A 24606-nucleotide genomic window follows, 5' to 3' on the forward strand; every position below is an offset into this window, starting at 1 on the left:
GGAATACATGATTTCTTGGCGTAACTGCTTTGCCAGCGTTGTGCCTAAGCTGGCTGTCATTGTTCATGACTTGGTCCAGGTCTGGGCGTGCTGGGTTGTTCTGCATGCGGCGCGTTACTCGATGTTGGTTCAGCCTCCGGGTTTGCCATATGCCGACTGGCGCACGCTGGTTGTGCTTATCGTGCAAGCGGTTGTTTTCTGGCGAGTCGGTCTGTATCGAGGTCTGTGGCGCTTCGCCAGCGTCCCTGATCTCTGGAACATCTTCAAGTCCGCTTTTTCTGGGCTGATCGTGATTGTGTTGGTGCTGTCGGTCACTCGGTTTGAAGGGGTGCCGCTGTCAGTGTTGGTTGTTTATCCCTTTGCACTGTCGGTGTTGCTTGGCACACCTCGATTGCTGTATCGAGCTTGGAAAGACTACCAATTGATTCACTCGGTCGACTCCTCTGAGCGCGTACTGATTCTGGGTGCTGGGCGCGCTGCTGAGGCTTTAGTGCGAGATATGCGCCGTACTAGTGCGTTCGTTCCGGTTGGTTTCATCGACGATGCGGTGTATCTGCGTGGCGCCAAGATTCAGGGCTTGAACGTTCTTGGTTGCTTGGAAGAGGCCAGCACTATCGCGCGTGAGACTGCAGCCAAATTACTGGTGATTGCGATTCCTTCGCTTGATGCTGCTGGCATGCAGCGCGTGGTGGCGATCTGTGAGAGTACCGGCTTGCCGTTCCGGATGGTGCCTAAGCTGATCGATGTGCTCGAAGGTCGTACCCTGCCGGGTGAACTGAAGGAAGTCTCCATTGAGGATCTCCTCAATCGCAAACCTGTAATCCCGGACTGGCGTCTGATCCGTAGTTGGTTATCTGGAAAGACGGTGATGGTGACGGGGGGCGGCGGCTCCATTGGCTCAGAAGTGTGTCGTCAATGTGCGCGTCACGGCGTGAGTCGGGTAGTGATCGTTGAGATCGATGAGTTGGCGTTGCTGACGATTGACTCGGACCTGCGCAGATTGTTTCCCGACATTGAGGTGCTGCGCATTCTTGGCGATTGCGGTGATGCTGCAGTGATCGCTCATGCACTCCGTTGCGCGCATCCAGATGCTGTGTTCCATGCGGCGGCCTATAAACAAGTGCCGTTGCTCGAAGAGCAATTGCGCGAGGCAGTGCGTAACAACGTTTTGGCGACCGAGAACGTGGCGCGCAATTGTGTTGCAGCCAAAGTTCAAACTTTCGTGTTTATCTCTACCGATAAGGCGGTAGAACCGGTTAACGTGCTTGGTGCGACAAAGCGTTACGCGGAGATGATTTGTCAGAGCTTTGATGCCAAGAACACTGGGACGCGTTTTGTCACGGTGCGTTTCGGTAACGTACTGGATTCGGCAGGCAGCGTGGTGCCACTGTTTCGTGAGCAGATTCGCCAGGGAGGTCCAGTGACTGTGACTCATCCGGACGTTACCCGTTATTTCATGACTATCTCCGAGGCTTGTCAGCTGATCTTGCAGGCTGCGGCGTTGGCATCGCATGGCGCAATTTACACGCTCGATATGGGGGAGCCTGTGCGGATCCGTTTGCTGGCCGAGCAGATGATCCGTCTGGCTGGTAAGCAGCCGGGGCGCGATATCGTCATTGTTTACACTGGATTGCGTCCCGGTGAGAAGATGCATGAAACGCTTTTTTATGCCGACGAAAACTATCGACCGACTGCACATCCTAATATCCTTGAAGCGGATGTGCGGGCGTTCCCCCAAGAGCAAGTGTTGCAGTCAGTGGTGCGTCTACGTGAGGCGGTGCAACATTACGACACTGTCGAGATTGAGTCGGTGCTTAGTGTGTTGATGCCAGATTTCGATGCTGCACGTCATAAAGAAGAAAGAAGATTCGAAACAGTGGTCCCATTTCCAGCACGTGAGGTCAGAAGACTATAATGATTAAGCGTATTCGTAAGGCTGTTTTCCCCGTGGCAGGTCTTGGCACACGTTTCCTGCCAGCGACTAAAACCATCCCCAAGGAAATGCTGCCGATTATCGATAAACCTCTCATCCAGTACGCGGTTGACGAAGCAATCCAGGCTGGATGCGATACGCTGGTATTCGTGACAAACCGTTACAAGCATGCGGTTGCCGATTACTTCGACAAAGCATATGAGTTGGAGCAGAAGCTTGAGCGTTCCGGTAAATATGAGCAGCTAGAATTAGTTCGCCATGTGTTGCCTGATGGGGTGCGTACAGTTTTCGTCACCCAAACCGAAGCATTAGGTCTGGGTCATGCGGTGCTGTGTGCCAAACCGGTGGTGGGCGACGAACCATTCGCGGTATTGCTGCCAGACGATCTCATGTGGAGCCGTGATGGCGGTGCGCTCAAACAAATGGCTGATGTTGCTGAAGCCTCCGGCAGCAGTGTGATCGCAGTAGAGGATGTCCCCTCCGATAAGACCGTGAGTTATGGCATCGTTGGGACTGAAGTTTTTGAAGGACGCAAGGGTCGCATTACCAAAATTGTTGAAAAGCCTAAGCCCGAGGATGCACCGAGTAACCTCGCTGTGGTGGGGCGCTATGTTCTCAGTGGCAAAATATTCGAGTTGCTTGAAAACACATCTATCGGTGCTGGCGGCGAGATTCAATTGACCGATGCGATCGCCCAACTACTGAAATACGAGAGAGTGGATGCATACCGATTTGAAGGCCACCGATTCGATTGCGGCGCGCATATTGGTTTGATTGAGGCCACCCTGCATTTAGCGCTTGAACACAGCAAACATGGCCAAGCAGTGCGTGAGATGCTGCGTGGCACGTTGCTCTCGGTCGACAAGCACTGAGTTGTCAACATTTGCTGCGGTTCTCGCAAAGATGCCCAGCATACGTCGTCCTTATCTTCTGGACGACGTATCTTCAGGCGGCGTGCTGAGCCTCAATGCGTTCCTGACCTTACGATGTCAATACAAGTGTTGAAAGGTGACGACATCGCTTGCAGTGGTGTCAGTCATGGAAGAATTGGGTGACAATGTGCGACAAGACCTTTTATCTTCTGCGTGATCATCTCTATGCCGGCAGCCTCCGACTTGGCTCGTATCCTCGACGGGCGTCGTATTGCCGAGGACCTGCTTGATGTGTTGAAGGCACGGGTGGATGCACGTGTCGTCGCCGGTAAGCTGCGTCCAACGTTGGCGGTGGTGCTGGTCGGTTCTGATCCTGCGTCAGTCGTGTATGTGCGCAACAAGCGGCGTGCAGCAGAGAAGGTCGGGATAAAAGCCTACGACTTCGATCTTCCAGAAACGACATCCGAGGCCGAGTTGGCCGCGTTGATTGACCGACTCAATGCCGATCCGAAGATCCACGGCATCCTGATCCAATTACCACTGCCGGGCATTCCTGATGCCAACCGGCTGATTCAGCGTATCGACCCGCGCAAGGATGTAGATGGTTTCCATCCTCAGAACGTTGGTCACTTGGCGTTGCGTGAGTTTGGCCTAAGGCCATGCACGCCTCGCGGTATCGTTACCTTGCTTGGCCACACAGATCGACCGGTCCGTGGGCGTAATGCCACCATTGTCGGAGTTAGCAACCATGTTGGCCGACCCATGGGACTGGAGCTGCTGATAGCCGGTTGTACCGTGACCAGTTGCCATAAATTCACTCCGCCGCAGATGCTGGAAGCAGCCGTGCGTCAGGCTGATATTCTCGTCGTTGCAGTTGGCTGTCCTGGGTTGATTCCGGGGGAGTGGGTTAAGCGTGGGGCGGTCGTGATTGATGTTGGTATTAACCGGCTCGACGATGGTCGGTTGGTGGGCGACGTTGGCTTTGAGAGTGCAGTCCAGCGTGCGAGCTGGATTACTCCGGTGCCGGGAGGAGTAGGGCCGATGACGGTGGCGACTTTGATGCAAAACACGCTGGAAGCTGTCGAAGCGACGGACTAAGCCCTTGGGCGCGATAAGCTGCGTTGCAAGGTGTCATCAGCATATGCGGTGAGTGTCGGTCGGAGTGATTTAGGCGTAAAATGCTGCGATTCCCTAAAACTCTTCCGGGTCTGCCGATGCTGCGCATTTTGGCTGAAGCTCTGACTTACGACGACGTTTCGCTTGTCCCCGCCCATTCCACGGTCCTGCCCAAGGACGTCAATCTTGAAACCCGGTTGACACGCAATATCAGGCTCAAATTACCGATCCTTTCGGCCGCGATGGATACGGTGACAGAAGCCCGTTTGGCGATCGTCATGGCGCAGCTGGGCGGGATTGGCATCATCCACAAAAACCTCACCATCGAACAGCAAGTCGCTGAGGTGACTAAAGTCAAGAAATATGAATCTGGCGTCATTCGTGACCCGATTACGGTTGATCCGGAGACCTCGATCCGCGAAGTGTTAGCGCTGACCCGCGCCCGGAACATTTCTGGCGTGCCCGTGGTCGATAAAGGTCAATTGATTGGCATCGTCACTCACCGGGATATGCGCTTTGAGAGCGAGCTGGATGACCCAGTGCACCATATCATGACTAAAAAAGAGGCCCTGGTGACGGTGAAAGAGGGGGCCAGTTCCCATGAGGTACTACAACTGTTGCATAAACATCGCATCGAAAAGGTACTAGTCGTGAACGATGCTTTTGAGCTGCGTGGCCTTATCACAGTCAAAGATATTCAAAAGAAATCCGACTCTCCCAACGCGGCCAAGGATGCTGTGACCCGGTTATTAGTGGGCGCCGCGGTGGGCGTAGGGGGAGAGACCGAAAGGCGCGTTGAGACATTGACCGCTGCTGGGGTGGACGTGATCATTGTTGATACTGCGCATGGTCATGCGCAGGGTGTGCTTGATCGTGTGGCCTGGATTAAGCGGCACTTCCCGCAACTACAAGTGATTGGCGGCAATATCGTCACTGGCGATGCTGCCTTGGCACTGCTGGATGCCGGTGCTGATGCAGTGAAGGTTGGCGTAGGTCCAGGCTCCATTTGTACGACGCGAATGGTAGCGGGTGTCGGTGTGCCGCAGATTACGGCAGTGCAGATGGTCTCCGACGCGCTGCAAGATCGCATCCCGCTGATTGCTGATGGAGGTATCCGCTATTCCGGCGATATCGGCAAGGCACTGGCTGCAGGCGCATCAACGGTCATGATTGGTGGTTTGTTTGCAGGTACTGAGGAGGCTCCGGGTGATGTCGAGTTGTTCCAGGGGCGAACTTACAAGAGCTACCGCGGCATGGGGTCCTTGGCGGCGATGGAAAAGGGCTCCAAAGACCGCTACTTCCAGGATGCTAGCGACGTCGACAAACTGGTCCCGGAAGGGATCGAAGGGCGGGTGCCTTACCGGGGTTCTGTCAGTGGCATCGTGCATCAGCTGATGGGCGGTTTGCGTGCGACTATGGGGTATGTCGGCTGTGCGACGGTCGAAGAGATGCGCACCAAACCTCAGTTTGTGAAGATCACTGGGGCCGGCCAAGTCGAGAGCCATGTCCATGATGTGCAGATCACCAAGGAGCCGCCGAACTATCGGACGCGGTGAGCTCCGTGATGCCACAGAAAGCGTCTGCCTCGCTTTGCCGGCTTTGTTGGTCGTTATCAATCTCTGTGGTGTTTCGTGGCGGATGTATGCCACGGTCATCTTTCTCGAGTCATTTCTCGCCTGATTTCCTATGTGTCGCGTTGCTGCGCTTTTTTCCTGAGCATAGCCCGCCGCGTTGCTGTCACCGGACCACCTGCTATGACGCCGAATATCCATCACGACAAAATTCTTATCCTCGATTTCGGTGCGCAGTACACGCAATTGATTGCCCGCCGTATCCGTGACATCGGTGTCTACTGCGAAGTCTGGGCCTGGGATCATTCCCCCGAAGAGATCCTGAACTTCGGAGCCAAAGGGATTATCCTGTCCGGCGGCCCCGAATCGACCACATCCCCAGGCGCGCCCACAGCCCCGCAACACGTATTCGACAGCGGCCTGCCCATCCTCGGCATTTGCTATGGCATGCAAACGATGGCCGTACACTTTGGTGGCACGACCGAGGCCGCTAACAAACGCGAGTTCGGCCACGCCTCGGTTCAGGTCATTTGCCCGGATACCTTACTTTCCGGCTTGTCCGATCATCACCCTGAGTCCCGTCTGGATGTGTGGATGAGTCATGGCGACCATGTTGCGCAAGTGCCGCCTGGCTTCACCATCACCGCGGTCACTGACCGCATCCCCGTTGCGGCGATGAGCCGCGAAGATAAGCGCTGGTATGGCGTGCAATTTCACCCGGAAGTGACCCATACCTTACAGGGGCAGGCTTTGCTGCGCCGTTTCGCGGTCGATGTGTGTGGCTGCCAGACCTTGTGGACCGCGGCTCACATTATTGAAGACCAGATTGCGCGCGTGCGTGAACGTGTCGGTAGCGATGAAGTCATTCTCGGCCTGTCCGGTGGCGTTGATTCTTCCGTCGTGGCCGCTCTGTTACATAAAGCCATTGGACGGCAACTGACGTGCGTGTTTGTGGATACCGGCCTGCTTCGCTGGCAGGAAGGCGACCAAGTGATGGCCATGTTTGCTGAACACATGGGCGTCAACGTGATCCGTATCAATGCCGCAGTGCGTTACTTCAATGCACTGCAAGGTGTTTGTGATCCAGAGGCCAAGCGCAAGATCATCGGTCACCTCTTCATCCAGATATTCGAGGAAGAAGCCAGCAAGCGAAAGCACGCCAAATGGCTGGCCCAAGGCACGATTTATCCTGACGTGATCGAGTCGGCCAGCAGCAAGACCGGCAAGGCCCACGTGATCAAGACCCATCACAACGTCGGCGGCTTGCCGGAGCACATGACGCTCGGCATCATCGAACCATTACGCGAATTGTTCAAAGATGAAGTGCGCCGCCTTGGCATCGCACTCGATTTGCCCCGCACGATGGTGTATCGCCATCCATTCCCAGGCCCGGGCTTGGGCGTGCGTATCCTGGGTGAGGTCAAGCCAGAGTATGCCGAGCTGCTGGCCAAGGCTGACGCGATTTTTATCGATGAATTGCATCGCGCCGGCCTGTACGACAACGTCAGCCAAGCCTTTGCCGTCTTTCTTCCAGTGAAATCGGTCGGTGTCGTCGGTGATGCCCGCGCTTACGAATGGGTGATTGCATTGCGTGCGGTCGAGACCGTCGATTTTATGACCGCACATTGGGCGCCGCTGCCGTATGACTTCCTCAGCATCGTGTCCAACCGCATCATCAATGAACTACGGGGCGTCTCCCGCGTGGTCTACGATATTTCCGGCAAACCGCCAGCGACGATTGAGTGGGAGTGAAATCAGGTCATTGCGTGGTTTATCGCCAGCGATAGGACATCTTTCTTGTCGCTTACCTCACGGTGTCTATCGATCCTCAGCAAGCGGAGCACGTTAGTGGTAAAGGTGATGCTAGAGCTCAAGGACCGGATGAAGACTCTACCGTTTACTATTCGGACCAAACCGGTCTTTGCAGGTAAAACACCCGTAAAGAAAGCTGGTGTCATGAAGATTTTCGAGCATCAGCAGGATTGTTGACCTTTGACGGTAAAAACCGTTACGCACATGAGGGAACCCCTCAATGCTTACCGACACTGCACGATGCAATCTTAAGCGTCATTCCAAGCCCTATCAGGCTTCGGATCGTGACGGCATGTACGTCACACGGTACGGTATCGACCACCGGTACCGCCACCTTCCGTGGCGATGACTGCCTCAATGGCCGGCGCGAGACACTGACCATTCGACGGTATGGGCGGTCTGGTATTGCGCTGGCGATGGCTAGTGAAACGCGAAGCGACGCCGAAAAGGACGTCGTCGCTCAGAGCCAGTCCCCAGCGCAAGAGAAGCAACGCAGGCTGACCGCAGCCAAGATCTTTTGCGACCTAGTAGGCAAGGGGGGCGCATGCTTGAATGGCTGACCTTACTCAGGTGATGCGCAAGAGCAGTGTTGCACGCAATATTCTGCCGGCCTTCCAGCATCGGCAGCGCAACGCAATCATCGCCGCCCCCTGGCCGTGCCATGTGCAATAAGGTCAAGGCCCGTGGACGTACCCATCCGTGAGATCGTCAAACAGGATGATGCCTTCGGAAATCCTGCACGGCGAGCAAGTGGACAACCCAGCCGCAAGCGTGCGTGCCGCTTCGATGACCACCTTTGTTCCCAAGGAGCGTGCCTTGTCGCTGCTGGAAATCTCGCTGCTGGCACCACGGGGCACGACAGCCACCTATCCGAGGATCCCGCTGGCACTGCGCATGATCCTGCTGCTGGTGCACATGAGAGAGTTTGATGCAGCTCCCCCGTGATGAGGTTGATGTCAAGAACGCCACCTGGACGATTCCCAAGCAACGTATCAAGCGGCGCCGCAGGTGGTTGATCTGTTGCGCCCGGCGCACGACAGCTTTGTGGCGCTACACACCGGCGTGGCCGGTTCCAAGTGGGTGCTGCCGTTACGCTATGACGCTGACCGCTGCATGTCGAACGCGACCTTGTAACCGATCAAGCAGATCGTGGCGGAGCGGGCAAATGGAGCCATTCACCGTCCATCACGTGCGCCGTACAGGCGCGACGCTGTTGCACGACATCGGCTGCAACTGCGACTGAATCGAGAAGTGCCTGGTCCACGAAGCCGGTCGTTCCTCATGCTCGATCTACAACCAGAGCCAGTACACCGAACACCGGTGCCACATACTGCAGGCGTGGGCCAACATGGTCGATGCCTGGATCGACGGGCAGATCTACGTGCCGAATTGATGCCGAAGAACACGGTCATGCTTCTATTGCGTGTGATGGCTTGCAATGGCTACGTGGTCACTGGACACCCTTGCATGTCATTCCGTTATGGACCTGCGTGCGTGGCGTTGCAGGTCAATGTAGCCCAGCACGGTTGACGTCTGCCGCGTGCTGCGTCTGAAGCAGCTGCAAGTCCTGCTTGGATGCAGGTTGGTGCTGGCTGCATGCTTGGCGTGAACCCGCTCGGGTAGGGCAGGTTTTGCGTAGGTAGACATCGGGCTTCGCAGCGCTACTACGAGGGGTTTGCTGGTGCGCCTCAATCCACGTGTCCACTGCGGCCAAGCCCTACATGAAGTTCAGTACCTATCGGAACAACGTGCTGGAGCGAAGCACGGCCAAGTCAAGCGCTCTTGCGGTGTCTTTTTCGACTTCACTCAATGGTTACTTCAAGTCTTGTTCGAGCCAATAGCGTTCTTCTTCGGCGACGAGCTCCTGCATTGCGTTCAGTTCAACGGACCGCGCTGACCTGCGGCGGCCCGCGATCTTTTCAGATGTCATCTCCGACTGAAATTCGGTCTGGATGCACGCTCCCAGCACTCGCTGGAACTCCAGTGCATCGGTGCGTGCGCAGCGCACGGACCCATCCGCATCATTGATCACCATCAGCATCACAGAATTCAAGCGAAGCAGGTGGCGCCAGCGGCGATCCATTGACACGAAATACGGGATGAAGAAGTCGGCCTGGTTAGATTTGGCTGTGGCGTTTTGCTCCATGACACGGAGCAATGTCATGTCCCAGGCCATGCCGCGAATCTTCTGCAACATCTCAGTGGACCTGCCCATGATGGGGCCGAAGAAGGGCGACCCCTGGCTAGAGGTCATGCCGCTCCAGATCAGCTGCAATTCGGTAAGCGGGATCACCCCTAGCTGATGAATGCTGAAACGGCACAATTCACGCAGGATGTGATGCTTGTCCCGTTTGCGTTCCTCATGCCAAAGTCGAGCGAACCGCACTAGCAGCGCCTGCACTACAGCGCTCTTTGCCTCGTGTTCATCAATACACTTACTAGTGTGTGACTCGGTCAGAAAGGCTTCGGCATCGGGCCGTAGCAGGGCCTTCAGGTCCTCGTATGCAGCATCAAAAACGAAGCGGCTGGGATCATGCTGAAAGGCATGCCAATCCAGGTGGTCGAGCATGCGGAAAGCGATCAGCGTATTCAAGGGGCGCTCGTTTGAGGGCTCGTCGCGGGCTAGACGCCTGTTCTCAATGAGAAACGACATCACGTCGAATTGCACATGGCGGTTTCGAGCCTTCAGCATGAGAATTTGGATGACCCTATCGCGATCAGCGCGTTGAATGTTCTCGCCAGCAATGGCCGCACGCCGCTTCTCTGCAACATTCGAGTCGAAGCTGAGAGAGAAATCGATCAACACGTTCGACCTGCCACCCGTGAGACAGGCATGGACGCTGGTTTCGGGCGATATGAAGAACGCACGCGGCCCTCAAAAAAACGAGGTTACAGCCTCGCTGGAGGACACATTGAGCCCGAGCTCCAAGTCAACGGCACCCGGAGCATCGGTGCAGAAGACGGTGCGGATGAATGCGCATTCGGCGGCGCGGTTTGCTTCAATGGCATCGAGTGCAGCCATGTCACGGTTGAGGAGGGCGGAGAACAGCGCGTCGCCAATGGGGATGTCAGGCATAGATCACTCTTTAAGTTGTCAACATAGGCCGGCAGTTTTGGGTATTGCGACTCAGCGTGTTCCGCCTCCAGCTATACGAGCAACGCGCGCAGGTTGTCGCGGATGATGCGAGCCAGGTCGCTCGCAGGCCGTCCATGCAAACGGCCCAGTGCCTCCACTACGCTTGCTACATCAGCCGGTTGCGAAGGTCTGTCGCCAGTGCGGGTGAAGGGGCCATCGGTTTCCGTCAGCAGCCGATCCAAGGGGATTGCTTGCACCAGCGGCGCGTGCCTCTCATGGCCCAGCATTCTGGCATTGATTGAGAAGTAGCAGCCCAGCTCCAGCGCACGCTTTGCCTCGGTTTTGGTTCCGGTGAACCAATGGAGAACAATTTTCCCGCGCTCGGGCGGCAGATGTGTCTCGACAAGATCGAGCACCGCCTTAGCCGACCTGATGCTGTGGACCGTGATGATCTTGTCGCCGGCCTGCGCACAACGCTGCAACACGTGCTGGAAGACACGCTGCTGCGCATCAAGCGACTTGAAGTACCGAGGGCCGGCGTCCAACCCGACTTCGCCAACATAACGCGTCTCCGCGAGATACCGATCCCACAACTCGATCTCGCTTTCACGCTCCGCGACCAATTGCGGGTGCAGCCCCAGCGCTGCTCGAACATGCTTTGTGCGCTGCGCGAGTGCGTGATTGCGGGGCCACGCGCGCGGAGTCGTCGTTACGGCCAGGGTGAACACGCCGGACGCCTCCGCATCCTGGACCGCCGCCGCATGATCCGGGTAGAGATCAAGGTGGCAGTGGAAGTCCACCAGGTTTGCAGAGGCGATCATGCACGCATCCTGGTCAACCTGGTCTGGCTTCAACACCGTCGATGAGCCGTGCGACTTCGTCAAGGCCGCGCCGGTAGACATCGGCAAGCTGATCCAAGTGTGCGGCTTCATCGGCAAGCGAGCCGGGCTTGTGGATCAAGAGGTTCGCGAGCTGAGGCTTGCCCTTCAAGCGCTCGATCGCGTACTGGAACGATCTGACCTGCACTCCTGTCGCCTGGCGTGTGTCCAATGGCTCCGCGTGAAGATCGGGTACGGTGTACGTCGTCGGGTCGTTCCCCGTACCCCATGCGGCTGTCAACGCTGCGCGACGGATCAGACAGGGCAGGCAATAGCCACATTGCTCAATACTACGTCCTAGCCATCTGACCTTGGCGGGAGATGAGCACGACAACGCATCTGTTGCCAGCGTCTTCAAGAGATCTGGGTTGCGGCAGGCGGCGGCCATCTCGCCCTTCGTCTTGTCCCAGTAAGGGTTCCGAATCGTGCCGTTAATGCCGAGTGCGACGAGCAGGTCGTTCCACCTCGCTATGTAATACGGATGCGTGGTGCGGGTGCTGTTTGATCCCAAGCGCAGCGGATCCAAAGGCACATTCAGCGCGATCAGCCCATTTTCGGGGACACGCAGGACGAAACGCTGCCCAAGCCCGGTGCCCGCGAACACCCCGAGAGCGAAGCACAGGAACGACCTGCCGCGGGTGCTGTTCTCCTTGTCACCGTCTTCCACAAGGCCATCGGCAAAGGTCATGTTGACCCGCAGTCGTTCGAATGAGGTGTTGTAATGTTCTTGCAGGCTTTTGGACAATCTTTCCTGTGCCTGGCTTGTCGCGCCCTCGCCGCAGTGGCTGACCAGTAGAGGCGTGGCGCCGTCCTCCAACAGATCAATGGCCCCAATCAAGCTGTCTAATCCCCCTGAGAACAGGCTGATGGAATCAAAGAGCGGAGCGATCAAGTCCAGAGACGTTGCTTGGGCAAGCGTCGCGAACTGATCTGGACGTGCTCTGAACACGATCGTCCAGAGATCACCCGTCAGGAAGTCCAGCGACTGCTTCAGTAGCGCTGCTGCTGCATTCCAACGCACGGGATCACTGACTGGCACGACCAGCCGTATTTCGCGCGTCCACGCGTCCTGCGAGTGCTTGGTACGAGAGATGCCTGTGTCTGCTGCGTGGATATGGGCCGCCAGGATCAGCAGGTCAATGCCGATCTCCGAGGGAAACACACCGAGGTTCTTCAAGCGAGTCAGCGCATGACCGATGCCATGCGCTAAGGATTTATCCTTGGAAACGAGTAGCACGTAGGTGCTGTGTTCGTCGACACCCGCCGTGACCTTGAAGTTGTCATCAGGACCGAAGTGGCCCGCCAAGAGGTGTCGCTTCATTGATCCGCCTCCAGATCGGCCAGGGTGTGCAAGATTGCAAATGCAGACGCGTACAGCGCATCGACGAACCCTTGAATGCGCTCGGGCGTGAGATTCGGCGTTTCCGCACGGGCCCGCGTCAGCGCGTCGCTCACCCCACCCCGGATGAAGTCGCGCAACTGCTGTTCGACGCGGTGTGCAGCTTGCGTGTCCGCTGGCATGGTCACAGCCTTTGTCCCAATGTCGTTGTAGATGCGGGCTTCTATCGCGTGGGTGGCATACAGCTCGAAGACTGTCTGCATTTGATCCGGCGTGCAGGTGTCCAGATCGGTAAGCCCTTCACTTATCAGTTCGTCGATGGTTTCAAAGTACGCCTCGCGGGGGATGCCTGCATCGACGGTGCCCGCGCCTGGGCAGACGTAGTCGGCCAGACCAATGAGGATGCCCGTGAGTGGGCGTCCGGCTAACGACTCCAGGTCCAGCGCTCGTAGCGCCTCGCGCACCCCCCTTGCTTGTGCATCGGCCAGAAAACCAAGCAACCGTGCCCCCGCTCCACGCGAGGCGCCCATACGTTGCGCCGCCTGGCGCGCGCCGCCGGCCGATGTTGCAACGTATGTTGAGACGGCGCGGCCCAGGTTGACACGGTCGCTGCCACCCGAAGCGGCAAATCGCGTGAAGCTGTTGCGCGCATCGGAGAAGCGTCGCGGGTCTGCCGTTGCGGGCATGGGTGGCCGGTTCGGCGGCATGACGTTGTCTGGTGCTGCGCCATTGCCAGGAGGGGCGGCAGGTGTACCTGGGCTATCGGGGGCATTCAGCCAGGACGGAACCAGCGGGGTTCCGCCGCGCGGGCCGCCGTACGCTGTCGAGGTTCCCATCAACGTCCTTCCTTGTCATAGGTGAGCATCGCTGTGGCGGCGATACTGAGTGTCGACTTGGGAGCTTTGCTCCATGCTTCCAGCAGCTTCGTCAGGCGAGTGTTGCATGCCCTGTCCTTGAGGGCGCCTTCCCAACCACCGGCAGGCCAAGACCCGCATTGGCCATGTGGCAGTGCCTCCAGGAAATCCAGCAACCGGCTCTGGAGTCCCGGCTGCACCTCCACAAGGACGGCGAGACCATCAATGCCTGCAGGCTTGGCAGCGAAGGTGCCCGTGCTCATGATCTTGCTGCGCACGGCCTCGAACACCTTTTCGGCTTCGGGGGGCAGCAGCTGCTTCAACTCGGCTTTGTAGCTCTGGAGGGCTATTTTGCTGCCGAACAATTTTTCGACTATGCCAGCCAGGTGGCCGAGCACCGACACGGGACCGAAGTAGTCCTTCTTGTCCTTTGTGACGAACAAGTAGGGGCGCAGATCGAGTCCTGACAGCTTCGGGGAGAGATGCGCCCAGTCGCGCGCCGTCTCCGACGACTTCCACTCGTTCAACACGGTGTTGTCGGAGGCGGGCACCGCTGCGGCGACCTTTTGCCTCTTCGACTGACGATTCTTGCCGTTAGCCGACACCAGGCTTTTCTCCAGCGTTTCGAGGTCTTCACACCGCCCTTGTGGATGGACTGCCGCGACCGACGCGATCTGTTCGAACAACTTTGGGATGAATCGTTCCGCGAGCATAAGCTTCGCGAGCACGGGGAGCGTGATGTCGTTTCCAAAACCGCGTGCAGTCGCCATGTGCGCGCGCAACAACAGCGTGTTGAGGAAGCGCTTGATCTGGCGCGGGTTGCCTTTTGTGCCGCTCGCCAGGATGGGTCCGATCTGGTCGCTGAGTGCCAGCGCATTGTTTGCCTTCTCGGCTTGCTGGCCGAGCGCCGTCTTGACCATAGCGGCATCCAGACCGCCACTGCTCCACGGTCGCTTCAACTGTTCCCGCGCGACGGCGATCAGCCTCCTATAGTTCTCGTCGTTCTCGCCGATGGCGGTACCAGCGAGCAACAACGTCACGTAGATCCGTGTCTCGGTTTCACCCAGGGCCGGGATGCGGAACGGAACTTGGATGAGTTTCTCGAGGTAATGGCGGGCATAGTCTCGCGGTCCGGTGCTGTCGGGCAGATCGGGAAAGTGCTTGCGCACGGCATATTCGATCATGGCCTCATCAGCGGCGACGACGAACGCGGTTTGCGCGGTGAATACGAACAGCCGGATGGCTTCGAGTGTTTCAATGGCGGTGTCGGGCAGGCAGCGGTCGAGGTCGTCGATCAGGACAACGAGCTGTTTGATGTCTGCATCTTTCAGGAGCTGGGCGAATGCCTTGCGGAAGGCCTCCACTTCCTCCGACACGTGCTTGGACTCGCCCGGTTTCAGCACGGCCTTTATATCGTCAATGACTGTCGAGAGCTTTTCTTTCGTGATGCGCTTGGTAGGGTCTGCTATGAGCACTTCGAGTGAGCCGACGATGCCTCTGCTTTGCTCGGGCGTCGGCATGCCGGTGAATGCGGTCAGGACCAGGCTGCCGGCCCGTTTGGCGATCTTCAGCAAGTCGATGCGACGCAACACATTCTTGGCGGCTACGGTCAGCTTGTTGAGCGCCGGGCGTTTCTCGATCAAGCCTGTCACGATCCCCTCGATCAAGGCGATCTTCGCATCCTCGAAGCCCTGGAAGCGCCACCCATTGAACTTGAGGCATAGGACAGCGTCCTGATCCGCGAAGCCAGCGTCGATCATTTCGAGCACGCTGGACTTTCCCGCACCCCAGTCGCCGTGCACGCCGATCGTTACCGGGTGGTTGGGCTGCGTGCCAAGCAACTTGATGATGGTGGTGGCAATGGCCTCGTTGTTCAGTAGATCAATGTTGGTTTCGTGATCGCTCAGGATCATGCATCTCCTCCCTGTTCATCATGAAATGCAAGCCGTATCACTCTTTTTACGCAGTAGTGCGGCGGTGTGTGTTTCCACACAGCGGCGCAGCCGGTCATCGTCCAGATGTTTTTAGCTCATCCTGGTTGCGAATACCGACGGACAACACGTCCAGGCATTGGCCGCGTGTCAGCCGCACTGCAACTTTCGTGAGAAGTGGGGCGGCGGCGTGCAATCCGAATGCGAGCCGCTGAAGCATCTCATCTAAGCCTTTGAGGACATCGGGCTGATCACGGGGGCGCTATCGAAGTGCAAAGCGGGACGCATGCCCCCAACGTTCACACCTGCATCGGCGAGGCCGAGAAAAGCTACCCAAAGGCGCGGCAGTGTAGGTGTGCGGAGTGCTGGACGGTGGTCAATGTTGGACGGCTGGAGATGGCCAAGGTTCGCAGTGAGTGATTATCGCTTGGCCGCTGTCATTCTTGGTCTCACCGGGGACGGTTGGCGCGATGTCGAGTCGATCGGTTGCTTATTCACTTGCCGCGCTATCGTTCAGGGCTGGCGATAAGGACGAGGATGTTTGCCGTTGCGTGTGGTCGCTGACAGCGATGGCCGCAGCGCCCATGCTCCATTCACTCAAGCGCTCAGGGAGGAGGAGCGCGATGCAAGGCGGATCGGATGATGAGGTGATCGCCAAGTACTGTTGTGCCGATCTCACCTGTGCTGCGGCGTGGCTTGCCGAAGTCCACGGCGACGATCACCCGTCCGGGCTTGCTAAGATGGCTGCCGGGTTAATGCCGGGTTAATGCCGGATAACGATGACACACTCCGCGTGGAGGCACTGACGGGTGAGATGAGCATGGACGAAAGCAAGGTACTGGTGAATGAATTGGTGGATGCAGTGCTTGACAGGACTGTGTCATTGGCTCATCTGTTGCGTCTGGCGCTGGTGGCCGCGTCGCGCTTGGAGCTTCCCGCACTGGCGGCATGGATCAAGGGGGAACTGAACGGTTATCCCTCGGATGAGGTTCCCGACTATCGGCGGGTATTGGCACCGTTTATCGCCAAGGATCCAGTCAAGGGCTTTGTCCCTCTCAATCTCCCGCCTGACATCAGCAAAGAGTTTGCTCAGCTATCTGTCATACAGTCGATTCATGAGCTGGGACAATTTGCCCAGCGGAAGACCGAAATTTATTTCGCTTTGAATCCTGAAATTGAGCGTAGTTTGATGGAGATCATGCGACTTTCGTCCGGAGGGATGGGGCGTCCGCTGTACTTATTATCGAACGAGAAGGTTCATGAAATACTCGAAAAGGTGCGCGACAAGGTGCTGCAATGGGTGCTTGATCTGGAGACTCAGGGCGTGCTTGGCAAGGGAAGGATATTCTCAGTGGAGGAAAAGCAGATCGTGAAAAACTATCGTTTTAACTTTGGAGACGTCAAAAACTCTAATGTTCAAATTGGGACGATCGGTTCCAATCAGACCCATATTCACACAGCGGATGACATGGCCGCGTTGTTATCGTTGATTGAGTGTCTGCGCACAGCGCTTGAGCAAGGTGCTGTCTCGGAAGAAATCCGCGGCGAGCTGCAAGCCTATCTAATGACTTTGCAAGAACAGGCTATTTCATCAAAACCGGAATGGCCCATTATCAAGAGGGCCGCGCAGAGTATGAAGGCTATGTTCGAGAACGCAGCCGGAAATGTGATTGCGGCACAAATCATGCCTTATCTGACCCCCTTTCAATGATGCCAACGGCGCTGCATGTTTGAGCCTCGCCGTAGGGCCTTGCTCGGCACCAATGCACGGCAGCGCTCATGGTGGCTCGGCGTGGGGGGCATGCATGCGCATGGTCTTTCTTATGGCATCAGGTGATCTGCCGGCCCACCATCCATCCAATGACTGAGGAGGGTGCTACGTTCATCACGACATGGGTTTTGTTGCCGAGATGGGTGTTGACCGCTATCCCTCCATATCGCGATTGATTTTTTGCTTCCTGGTCTGGGATTGTCTGGCAGTGTTGAGGAAGCACATCATGTCTGGATGCAGGCACCGCTCATCGTGGATGCGGTCTAAAGGTGTACCACCTGTGCGACCATGACATCTTCTCCTGGGGTTGGATAACGGTCGCCGGACACATCGTTGCCAGGCATGGAAGGCAGCAGCTTGGCTAAGAAGCGCCCCGTATGCGAGTGAGGACACGCCGCCACAGCTTCAGGGGTGCCGGCAATCAGTATTTCACCGCCGCGCCCGCCGCCTTCCGGGCCGAGATCGATGACCCAATCGGCAGTTTTGATCACGTCCAGATTATGTTCGATCACGACCACTGTATTGCCTCCATCGCGCAGGGTGTGTAGCACGGCTAGGAGTGCTTCGATGTCGTAAAAATGCAGCCCAGTGGTTGGTTCGTCGAGGATATACAGGGTGCGGCCCGTGTCGCGCCGGGACAGTTCTTTGGACAATTTGACACGCTGCGCCTCACCGCCTGATAGCGTCGTCGCACTCTGGCCGAGTTTGATGTAACTCAAGCCGACGTCTACCAGTGTTTCCAGCTTGCGGGCGATCGCTGGTACGGCCTCGAACAGTTTCAGGGCATCTTCGACGGTCATTTCCAGCACGTCGTTGATGGTGTATCCCTTATATCGAATCTCGAGCGTCTCGCGGTTGTAACGTTTGCCATGACAGACATCGCATGGCACGTAGACATCCGGTAAGAAGTGCATTTCAACCTTGATCAGTCCGTCACCCTCACAGGCTTCACAGCGGCCGCCACGCACGTTGAAGCTGAAACGCCCTGGAGAATAACCGCGCGCACGTGCCTCCGGAACCTGAGCGAACAGCTCACGCAACGGAGTGAACAGGCCGGTGTAGGTGGCTGGGTTGGAGCGTGGCGTGCGTCCGATCGGTGATTGATCGATGTCCACCACTTTGTCGAACATCTCTAGACCGTCGACTGACTGATACGGCGCAATGGCATGAGAGGCGCCATTGATCTTGTTTGCGGCTAACGCAAACAGCGTGTCGTTGACCAGCGTCGATTTGCCGGAGCCGGACACGCCGGTAATGCAAGTGAATAGCCCCGCTGGGATGTCAAGATCAACGCCTTTCAGGTTGTTACCAGAGGCGCCGCGAAGGTGCAGCATCATTTCCGGATTGGGGGTGCGGTGCTGTTGGGGAATTTCAATGCGGCGCTGCCCGGATAAATATTGGCCGGTCAATGAGTGTGGCGCAGTCATAATCTGTTGCAACGTGCCTTGGGCGCAGATCTCACCGCCATGCACGCCGGCACCGGGACCAATGTCGAGGATGTGATCCGCTTGGCGGATCGCGTCCTCGTCGTGTTCGACGACGATCACGGTGTTACCGAGGTCGCGTAACCGGGTCAACGTACCGAGCAGGCGTTCGTTATCACGCTGGTGCAGCCCAATCGAAGGTTCGTCCAGCACGTACATGACGCCCACCAAGCCGGCACCAATTTGACTCGCCAAACGGATACGTTGTGCTTCACCACCGGAGAGTGTGTCGGCGTGACGCTCCAACGTCAGGTAGTCCAGGCCGACATCGACCAGAAAACCGAGGCGCTCTCCGATTTCTTTGACGATCTTAGCGGCAATCTCACCGCGCCAGCCTGGTAGACGCAGCGTTTGGAAGAATACCAATGCTTCATTAATCGGCAGCACCACCAGCTCAGGGAGCGTCCGATCGGCAACGAACACGTTGCGTGCGGCACGGTTTAGACGTGTACCACCGCACTCCGGACAAGGCCGCGTGCTGATGTACTTGGCAAGTTCCTCACGTACGGCAGGCGATTCTGTCTCACGATAACGGCGCTCCAGGTTCGGCACGATGCCTTCGAAGCGATGTTTACGTGTGGTACGGCCCCCGGCTTCCGTCAAGTAGGTGAAGCTGATCTGCTCATCACCGCTGCCGAACAGCATGATATGACGTACCTTTTCAGGCAGCGCTTGCCATGGTGCGTCCACGTCGAACGTATAGTGCTTGGCAAGTGCAGCGATCAGTTGGAAGTAATACGCGTTGCGGCGGTCCCAGCCGCGTACAGCGCCGGCCGACAGTGCAAGATCTGGATGAACGATGACCTTGGCCGGGTCGAAAAACTCGGTCACACCCAGACCGTTGCACGTGGGGCAAGCACCGATCGGCGCGTTGAAGGAGAATAACCGCGGCTCCAACTCCGGTAGCGAATAGTCACAGACTGGACAGGAGTACTTGGAGGAAAACAGCTGCGGTGTGGCTGTTGTCTCGTCTAGCGATTGGACGGAGGCCATCCCATTGCCGAGTTTCAATGCAGTTTCAAAGCTTTCGGCCAAACGTTGCTTGATGTCCTCACGTGGGCGGAAACGATCAATCACTGCTTCGATCGTATGCTTCTGACGCAGTGCCAATGTGGGTACTGCGTCGATCTCATATAGTTCCCCATTCACGCGCACGCGCACGAAGCCTTGCGCGCGCAGCTGCTCGAACACCTGGATGTGTTCACCCTTACGCTCACGTACCACGGGTGCCAACAGCATGTAGCGCTGCTCGGGATCCAAGGTCAATACGTGATCCACCATCTGACTGACTGTCTGCGCTTCCAGCGGGTAATGATGGTCCGGGCAGCGTGGTTGTCCGACACGTGCATACAGCAGTCGCAAATAATCGTAGATCTCGGTAATCGTACCGACGGTGGAGCGCGGGTTATGCGAGGTTGACTTTTGTTCAATTGAAATCGCCGGGGACAGCCCTTCGATATGGTCCAGATCCGGTTTCTCCATCACACTGAGAAACTGCCGTGCATAGGCCGAAAGCGATTCGACATAGCGGCGCTGACCTTCGGCGTATATCGTGTCGAACGCCAACGATGATTTGCCAGAGCCGGACAGGCCGGTGATGACGATCAGGCTGTTGCGTGGTAGATCGAGATCCAGATTCTTAAGGTTATGTGTCCGCGCGCCGCGGATGCGGATGAGGTCCGTCACGATGGGGTATCCGGAATCAGGTCAGTGGCGGGGCACTGATGGATGATAGTTTAGGTCCGACAGCATGATTGATGATGCACTACAGAAATTTCCCACGCGTTTAGACACTCAATCATCAACTGCTTAGATTACCCACTTCAATCCAAATCGGGGGGAGGATGCAAAAATGCCAGTGTGCACTCTAGCTTCGCATTCACATCGCTATCTCCGCCGTTGGCTGCAAGACCGAAGCTTCTTTTATTTTCTTTGGAAAAACGCTAGCATTTGCGTCCTTCTGTCTGTCCAGATTCTGGCGGCAGCGACCACAATAACGACATTAAAAAGGAAGGTATGGTCATGTACGCAGTACTGGTCACCGGCGGCAAGCAATATCGTGTGCTTCAGGGGGAGACGTTGCGGGTTGAAAAGCTCGATGTCGAAGCTGGGAGCGAGATCACTTTTGACAGTGTCCTGTTGATGGGTGGCAGCGATGGCATCCAAGTGGGTGAAGCGTTGCAAGGTGCCTCTGTCACCGCCAAGGTCGTGGCCCACGGCCGCGCTCGCAAAGTGAAAATCATCAAATTCCGTCGCCGCAAGCACCACATGAAGCATCAAGGGCACCGGCAGTACTACACAGAAATCCAAATCACCGGTATGACCGGGCCTGGCCAGCAGTAATCGATAATAAGGAGTGAGTTGTTCATGGCACACAAAAAAGGTGTAGGTTCCTCGCGTAACGGCCGCGACTCTAACCCGAAATACCTCGGCGTCAAACTCTTCGGTGGGCAAGCCATCGAAGCTGGAAACATTATCGTTCGCCAGCGTGGTACCCAGTTTCATCCAGGTTGTGGTGTTGGTCTGGGGCGCGACCATACGTTATTCGCGTTAGTGGATGGCACGGTTCAATTTTCGACCAAAGGTCCGAAAAAACGCCGTACTGTCAGCGTCATTCAGGAGTGAATTTCAATCTCGCATTGCTCGACACTGAGAACCCATCACGGCTAAAGGCCCCGCTATAGCGGGGTTTTGTGTTCTCTATCTACCTGCTACGTGTCTGTTGCACTGTTCTGTACATGTAAACCGTCTGCTTCAATCGTCTTTCGTTTTCTAATTCCGAATCCGTATTCCATGAAGTTTGTCGACGAAGCAGAAATCCAAGTGATGGCCGGCAATGGTGGGGATGGCTGTGTCAGCTTCCGGCGCGAGAAATTTATCCCGTTTGGTGGCCCTGACGGTGGCGATGGTGGTCACGGTGGCAGCGTCTGGTTGGTGGCCGATGCAAACCTCAATACACTGGTGGATTTTCGTCACGAGCGCATGTTTAAAGCGCAGCGTGGCGTCAATGGAATGGGCCGGCAGATGTATGGTAAGGCTGGTCAGGACAAAATCATCAATGTGCCGGTGGGTACCGTGGTGATCAATGTCCAGACAGATGAGGTGATCGGGGATATGGTCCGTCATGGCGATCGCTTATTGGTGGCCAGAGGGGGCACAGGCGGTTTAGGCAATATGCATTTCAAAAGCTCGATTAACCGTGCTCCACGCCAAGCCACGCCTGGGGAGGGGGGCGAAGAGCGTACATTGAAGCTAGAACTCAAGCTGCTTGCTGATATTGGTTTGCTTGGTTTCCCAAACGCAGGTAAAAGCACTTTCATTCGTGCAGTCTCTGCGGCCACTCCGAAGGTTGCGGATTATCCGTTCACCACACTCTATCCAAGCCTGGGTGTGGTCAAAATCGAGGCGCACAGCAGCTTCGTGATCGCTGATATTCCTGGGTTGATTGAAGGAGCTGCTGAGGGTGTTGGGCTCGGTAATCAGTTCCTGCGTCATTTGCAGCGTACCCGGTTACTGCTGCACATGGTGGACATTTCCGCAACCGCTGATGCTTACGGCAACGAAAAAGCTGGAGTAGGTCTATTACCAGCCGAGCAGGTACGTAAACTCGAACTCGAACTCGAACGGCATGATCCAGCACTGTTGGCCAAACCACGTTGGTTGGTGCTGAACAAGGCTGACTTAATGCCCGAAGAAGAGGCTCACGCCGTTGCGGAGGCACTGATTGCCGAACTCGGCTGGAGCGGGCCGCGGTATCTAGTATCCGCGCTGAGCCGCCACGGGACTTGGCCAATCATGAAGCGTGCAATGGAGTTCTTCGAGCGCCAGCGGGAGGAGATGGTCGAGAAAAGCGCATGGATGGGATGAAGCAGTGGCAGCTCCTTGGAACGATGCATTTCTTCATCCTTGAAACTAGCCGTACCCTGTTTTGCAGAGTGCGATGGCCAGTTCGACTCATCGTTCCGGACTGTGGTGCAGCATCAAGCCGTCTTCAGCGCTTTGATGCGGGCTGTCAACCGACTCTTATGGCGGGCCGCTTTATTTTTATGAATCAATCCACGGGCGCTGAAACGGTCAAGGATGGGTTGGGCAACAGCGAAAGCAGTTTCGGCACCGACGATATCCCTAGTGTCGAGCGCCTTGATGACCTTCTTGACGGCAGTGCGCAACATAGAACGCTGCGCCGTGTTGCGTGTGTTACGCGCAACGGTCTGCTTAGCGCGCTTCTTGGCGGACTTGATATTGGCCACGGCGGTACTTCCCTCGAAATCCATTGATGAAAAATTAAGCAGGGGATTATGATTTTCATGAATATCTACGTCAAGCCTCTTGTCGACAGGAGCAAGCGATGAGCAAGTCCCATATGTTTCGAGGGTTGCTGTCGTTCAGTAGCATGACCATGGTGTCACGGGTGCTGGGCTTGGTGCGGGACCAGGTGATTTCGACCCAGTTCGGTGCCAATGCGATCACGGATGCCTTCATGGTGGCATTTCGTGTACCGAATTTTCTGCGTCGACTGTTTGCTGAGGGCTCATTCGCCACGGCCTTTGTCCCCGTATTCACCGAAGTGAAGGAGACCCGTCCGCACACTGAACTGCGCGCACTGATGGCACGCGTGTCTGGCACGCTGGGGGGAGTGCTGTTGATCGTGACTGCATTGGGGCTGTTGTTGGCACCGCAGTTGGCTTGGCTATTCGGGAGTGGCGTCAATACCGATCCGGCGAAACAGGGATTGTTGACCGAATTATTTCGGTTGACCTTCCCATTTCTGTTGTTCGTTTCGCTGACTGCATTAGCAAGCGGCGCACTGAACAGCTTCCAGCGTTTTGCAATGCCGGCGCTCACTCCGGTGATCCTTAATCTATGCATGATTAGCGGTGCGTTATGGCTGGCACCACGGCTGCAAGTGCCTATCTTGGCACTGGGGTGGGCGGTATTGGCGGCCGGTATCCTGCAATTGCTGTTCCAACTCCCGGCATTGCACAGTATCGATCTGCTGACGCTGCCACGCTGGGGTTGGAGTCATCCGGATGTGCGCAAGATCCTCGGACTGATGGTACCCACACTGTTTGGTTCCTCGGTTGCTCAAATTAATTTGTTAATGGATACCTTCATTGCGGCGCGACTGAGTGACGGTTCGCAGACGTGGTTGTCACTGGCCGACCGCTTTCTGGAACTGCCACTGGGTGTGTTCGGTGTGGCATTAGGTACGGTCATCTTGCCGACGCTGGCGCGCCATCACGTCAAGACCGACAGCGCTAGTTTCTCCAATGCGCTGGATTGGGGGCTGCGCACCACGTTGCTGATTGTCGTACCTGCGATGCTGGGACTCCTGCTGCTAGCCGAGCCATTAGTGGCGACGCTATTTCAATACCAGCACTTCACCGCGTTCGATGTGCGCATGACCGCCCTTTCAGTCTATGGATTGAGTTTTGGCTTGCCTGCCTTCGCATTGCTAAAAGTGGTGCTTCCGGCGTTTTACGCACGCCAAGACACGACCACCCCAGTGCGTGCTGGCATTGCGGCGCTGCTGGCCAATATGTTGCTGAATGTTGCCCTGTTGGCATTGCTGTATCAGTGGATGGTGCCAGCATCCCTGAAGGCACAGGGCGTGCTGGCCGCCTTGGGTCAACAGCCAGGATTGCATCTGGCCCTGGGCATCGCCAGCGCGTTATCCAGCTACCTGAATCTTGGGTTGCTCTGGTATTGGCTCAGCCGAAGCAACATCTACAGCCGACGTCCAGGGTGGAGCGGATACCTGCTGCGTCTCACACTGGCATGTGCCGCAATGGTTGCAGTCCTGCTGGCACTGATGCACTGGCGCCCCGATTCCTCCAGCATGGACCAGTGGCAGAAGATCGGTTGGCTGGTGATTCTGGTCGGTGGGGGAGGGCTCACCTATGGGGTGACTCAAGTCGCACTAGGATGGCGTCCGCATCACCTGCGCCAAGGATAGAAACGTGGAGTCC

The 24606-nt window shown here is 56.7% G+C and carries 23 protein-coding genes; 15 read left to right on the forward strand and 8 right to left on the reverse strand.

Going from position 1 to position 24606, the window contains the following annotated elements; all coding sequences use genetic code 11:
* The first annotated feature begins 7 nt into the window (after positions 1 to 7).
* The 8 genes from PLS229_RS04310 (at position 8) to PLS229_RS12190 (ending at position 8834) form a co-directional block, all read left to right on the forward strand.
* On the forward strand, positions 8 to 1915 hold the full coding sequence (locus tag PLS229_RS04310; protein ID WP_038271425.1) for a polysaccharide biosynthesis protein: 1908 nt from the start codon (positions 8 to 10) through the stop codon (positions 1913 to 1915).
* Positions 1915 to 2805, forward strand: a complete 891-nt coding sequence (galU, locus tag PLS229_RS04315; protein WP_038271426.1) for a UTP--glucose-1-phosphate uridylyltransferase GalU — start codon at positions 1915 to 1917, stop codon at positions 2803 to 2805. The genes PLS229_RS04310 and galU overlap by 1 nt, the downstream gene beginning before the upstream one ends.
* 213 nt (positions 2806 to 3018) lie before the next feature.
* A complete protein-coding gene (folD, locus tag PLS229_RS04320; protein ID WP_114867092.1) occupies positions 3019 to 3903 on the forward strand; it encodes a bifunctional methylenetetrahydrofolate dehydrogenase/methenyltetrahydrofolate cyclohydrolase FolD in 885 nt (294 codons plus the stop codon).
* A 116-nt stretch (positions 3904 to 4019) separates the two neighbouring features.
* Positions 4020 to 5477 carry an IMP dehydrogenase gene (gene guaB / locus PLS229_RS04325; RefSeq protein WP_038271428.1) on the forward strand — a complete coding sequence of 486 codons (1458 nt, stop codon included), beginning with the start codon at positions 4020 to 4022 and terminating at the stop codon, positions 5475 to 5477.
* A gap of 198 nt (positions 5478 to 5675) precedes the next feature.
* Positions 5676 to 7244, forward strand: coding sequence for a glutamine-hydrolyzing GMP synthase (gene guaA, locus PLS229_RS04330; protein ID WP_038271429.1), 1569 nt, complete (start codon positions 5676 to 5678; stop codon positions 7242 to 7244).
* 344 nt (positions 7245 to 7588) lie between these two features.
* Entirely contained in the window at positions 7589 to 7864 is a 276-nt protein-coding gene (locus PLS229_RS12180; protein ID WP_230428184.1) for a hypothetical protein, read from the forward strand.
* Positions 7865 to 8003: 139 nt separating this feature from the next.
* The gene (locus PLS229_RS12185; protein WP_171898047.1) at positions 8004 to 8249 is read left to right on the forward strand and encodes a hypothetical protein; all 246 of its coding nucleotides are present in this window, start codon (positions 8004 to 8006) and stop codon (positions 8247 to 8249) included.
* Positions 8250 to 8585: 336 nt separating this feature from the next.
* The gene (locus PLS229_RS12190; RefSeq protein ID WP_171898048.1) at positions 8586 to 8834 is read left to right on the forward strand and encodes a hypothetical protein; all 249 of its coding nucleotides are present in this window, start codon (positions 8586 to 8588) and stop codon (positions 8832 to 8834) included.
* Positions 8835 to 9117: 283 nt separating this feature from the next.
* Here PLS229_RS12190 and PLS229_RS04350 read toward each other — a convergent pair whose 3' ends face one another.
* The 6 genes from PLS229_RS04350 to qatA form a co-directional block, all read right to left on the reverse strand.
* Positions 9118 to 10110 (reverse strand): hypothetical protein, encoded by a 993-nt coding sequence (locus PLS229_RS04350; RefSeq protein ID WP_230428185.1) that lies wholly within the window; start codon positions 10108 to 10110, stop codon positions 9118 to 9120.
* 69 nt (positions 10111 to 10179) lie between these two features.
* Positions 10180 to 10380, reverse strand: a complete 201-nt coding sequence (locus PLS229_RS12195; protein WP_230428186.1) for a hypothetical protein — start codon at positions 10378 to 10380, stop codon at positions 10180 to 10182.
* A 71-nt stretch (positions 10381 to 10451) separates the two neighbouring features.
* The gene (qatD, locus tag PLS229_RS04355; RefSeq protein ID WP_038271430.1) at positions 10452 to 11201 is read right to left on the reverse strand and encodes a Qat anti-phage system TatD family nuclease QatD; all 750 of its coding nucleotides are present in this window, start codon (positions 11199 to 11201) and stop codon (positions 10452 to 10454) included.
* A 13-nt stretch (positions 11202 to 11214) separates the two neighbouring features.
* Complete coding sequence (gene qatC / locus PLS229_RS04360) at positions 11215 to 12579, reverse strand: Qat anti-phage system QueC-like protein QatC (RefSeq protein ID WP_038271431.1); 1365 nt, start codon at positions 12577 to 12579, stop codon at positions 11215 to 11217.
* Positions 12576 to 13283: a Qat anti-phage system associated protein QatB gene (gene qatB / locus PLS229_RS04365; protein ID WP_230428187.1), complete on the reverse strand. Its 708-nt coding sequence runs from the start codon at positions 13281 to 13283 to the stop codon at positions 12576 to 12578. Before qatB ends, qatC begins: the two co-directional genes overlap by 4 nt.
* A gap of 149 nt (positions 13284 to 13432) precedes the next feature.
* Entirely contained in the window at positions 13433 to 15364 is a 1932-nt protein-coding gene (gene qatA / locus PLS229_RS04370; protein ID WP_038271433.1) for a Qat anti-phage system ATPase QatA, read from the reverse strand.
* 288 nt (positions 15365 to 15652) lie between these two features.
* Between qatA and PLS229_RS12200 the strand changes: the two genes are divergently transcribed.
* Genes PLS229_RS12200 through PLS229_RS04380 form a run of 3 tightly spaced genes read left to right on the forward strand, consistent with a single transcriptional unit; the run spans position 15653 to position 17093 of the window.
* Positions 15653 to 15802: an XcyI family restriction endonuclease gene (locus tag PLS229_RS12200; RefSeq protein ID WP_230428188.1), complete on the forward strand. Its 150-nt coding sequence runs from the start codon at positions 15653 to 15655 to the stop codon at positions 15800 to 15802.
* A complete protein-coding gene (locus tag PLS229_RS04375; protein ID WP_038271434.1) occupies positions 15799 to 16149 on the forward strand; it encodes a hypothetical protein in 351 nt (116 codons plus the stop codon). Before PLS229_RS12200 ends, PLS229_RS04375 begins: the two co-directional genes overlap by 4 nt.
* Positions 16149 to 17093, forward strand: coding sequence for an AbiTii domain-containing protein (locus PLS229_RS04380; protein WP_230428502.1), 945 nt, complete (start codon positions 16149 to 16151; stop codon positions 17091 to 17093). Before PLS229_RS04375 ends, PLS229_RS04380 begins: the two co-directional genes overlap by 1 nt.
* Before the next feature lie 323 nt (positions 17094 to 17416).
* Here PLS229_RS04380 and uvrA read toward each other — a convergent pair whose 3' ends face one another.
* The gene (gene uvrA / locus PLS229_RS04385) at positions 17417 to 20326 is read right to left on the reverse strand and encodes an excinuclease ABC subunit UvrA (protein WP_230428279.1); all 2910 of its coding nucleotides are present in this window, start codon (positions 20324 to 20326) and stop codon (positions 17417 to 17419) included.
* A 333-nt stretch (positions 20327 to 20659) separates the two neighbouring features.
* Here uvrA and rplU point away from each other — a divergent pair, with 333 nt between their 5' ends.
* The 3 genes from rplU (at position 20660) to obgE (ending at position 22504) form a co-directional block, all read left to right on the forward strand.
* Positions 20660 to 20980 carry a 50S ribosomal protein L21 gene (rplU, locus tag PLS229_RS04390; protein ID WP_038271436.1) on the forward strand — a complete coding sequence of 107 codons (321 nt, stop codon included), beginning with the start codon at positions 20660 to 20662 and terminating at the stop codon, positions 20978 to 20980.
* A 24-nt stretch (positions 20981 to 21004) separates the two neighbouring features.
* Positions 21005 to 21262: a 50S ribosomal protein L27 gene (gene rpmA, locus PLS229_RS04395; RefSeq protein WP_038271437.1), complete on the forward strand. Its 258-nt coding sequence runs from the start codon at positions 21005 to 21007 to the stop codon at positions 21260 to 21262.
* A gap of 168 nt (positions 21263 to 21430) precedes the next feature.
* Positions 21431 to 22504: a GTPase ObgE gene (gene obgE, locus PLS229_RS04400; RefSeq protein WP_038271438.1), complete on the forward strand. Its 1074-nt coding sequence runs from the start codon at positions 21431 to 21433 to the stop codon at positions 22502 to 22504.
* Positions 22505 to 22617: 113 nt separating this feature from the next.
* Here obgE and rpsT read toward each other — a convergent pair whose 3' ends face one another.
* The gene (gene rpsT / locus PLS229_RS04405; RefSeq protein ID WP_038271456.1) at positions 22618 to 22887 is read right to left on the reverse strand and encodes a 30S ribosomal protein S20; all 270 of its coding nucleotides are present in this window, start codon (positions 22885 to 22887) and stop codon (positions 22618 to 22620) included.
* 113 nt (positions 22888 to 23000) lie between these two features.
* On the opposite strand from rpsT, the gene murJ reads away from it, so the two are divergent.
* Positions 23001 to 24593 (forward strand): murein biosynthesis integral membrane protein MurJ, encoded by a 1593-nt coding sequence (murJ, locus tag PLS229_RS04410; protein ID WP_114867213.1) that lies wholly within the window; start codon positions 23001 to 23003, stop codon positions 24591 to 24593.
* Positions 24594 to 24606 lie beyond the last annotated feature (13 nt).

The organism is Xylella taiwanensis, from assembly GCF_013177435.1.
Classification (GTDB): Bacteria; Pseudomonadota; Gammaproteobacteria; order Xanthomonadales; family Xanthomonadaceae; genus Xylella; species Xylella taiwanensis.

What these genes read in the sequence shown, in the direction of transcription:
- qatD (WP_038271430.1), bottom strand. Translation starts at nt 11,201, where the DNA reads ATGATCGCCTCTGCAAACCTGGTGGACTTCCACTGCCACCTTGATCTC.
- qatB (WP_230428187.1), bottom strand. Translation starts at nt 13,283, where the DNA reads ATGCCCGCAACGGCAGACCCGCGACGCTTCTCCGATGCGCGCAACAGC.
- rplU (WP_038271436.1), top strand. Translation starts at nt 20,660, where the DNA reads ATGTACGCAGTACTGGTCACCGGCGGCAAGCAATATCGTGTGCTTCAG.
- murJ (WP_114867213.1), top strand. Translation starts at nt 23,001, where the DNA reads ATGTTTCGAGGGTTGCTGTCGTTCAGTAGCATGACCATGGTGTCACGG.
- obgE (WP_038271438.1), top strand. Translation starts at nt 21,431, where the DNA reads ATGAAGTTTGTCGACGAAGCAGAAATCCAAGTGATGGCCGGCAATGGT.
- PLS229_RS04310 (WP_038271425.1), top strand. Translation starts at nt 8, where the DNA reads ATGATTTCTTGGCGTAACTGCTTTGCCAGCGTTGTGCCTAAGCTGGCT.
- rpmA (WP_038271437.1), top strand. Translation starts at nt 21,005, where the DNA reads ATGGCACACAAAAAAGGTGTAGGTTCCTCGCGTAACGGCCGCGACTCT.
- PLS229_RS12195 (WP_230428186.1), bottom strand. Translation starts at nt 10,380, where the DNA reads ATGCCTGACATCCCCATTGGCGACGCGCTGTTCTCCGCCCTCCTCAAC.
- PLS229_RS04380 (WP_230428502.1), top strand. Translation starts at nt 16,149, where the DNA reads ATGCCGGATAACGATGACACACTCCGCGTGGAGGCACTGACGGGTGAG.
- galU (WP_038271426.1), top strand. Translation starts at nt 1,915, where the DNA reads ATGATTAAGCGTATTCGTAAGGCTGTTTTCCCCGTGGCAGGTCTTGGC.
- guaB (WP_038271428.1), top strand. Translation starts at nt 4,020, where the DNA reads ATGCTGCGCATTTTGGCTGAAGCTCTGACTTACGACGACGTTTCGCTT.
- qatA (WP_038271433.1), bottom strand. Translation starts at nt 15,364, where the DNA reads ATGATCCTGAGCGATCACGAAACCAACATTGATCTACTGAACAACGAG.
- guaA (WP_038271429.1), top strand. Translation starts at nt 5,676, where the DNA reads ATGACGCCGAATATCCATCACGACAAAATTCTTATCCTCGATTTCGGT.
- qatC (WP_038271431.1), bottom strand. Translation starts at nt 12,579, where the DNA reads ATGAAGCGACACCTCTTGGCGGGCCACTTCGGTCCTGATGACAACTTC.
- PLS229_RS12190 (WP_171898048.1), top strand. Translation starts at nt 8,586, where the DNA reads ATGCTCGATCTACAACCAGAGCCAGTACACCGAACACCGGTGCCACAT.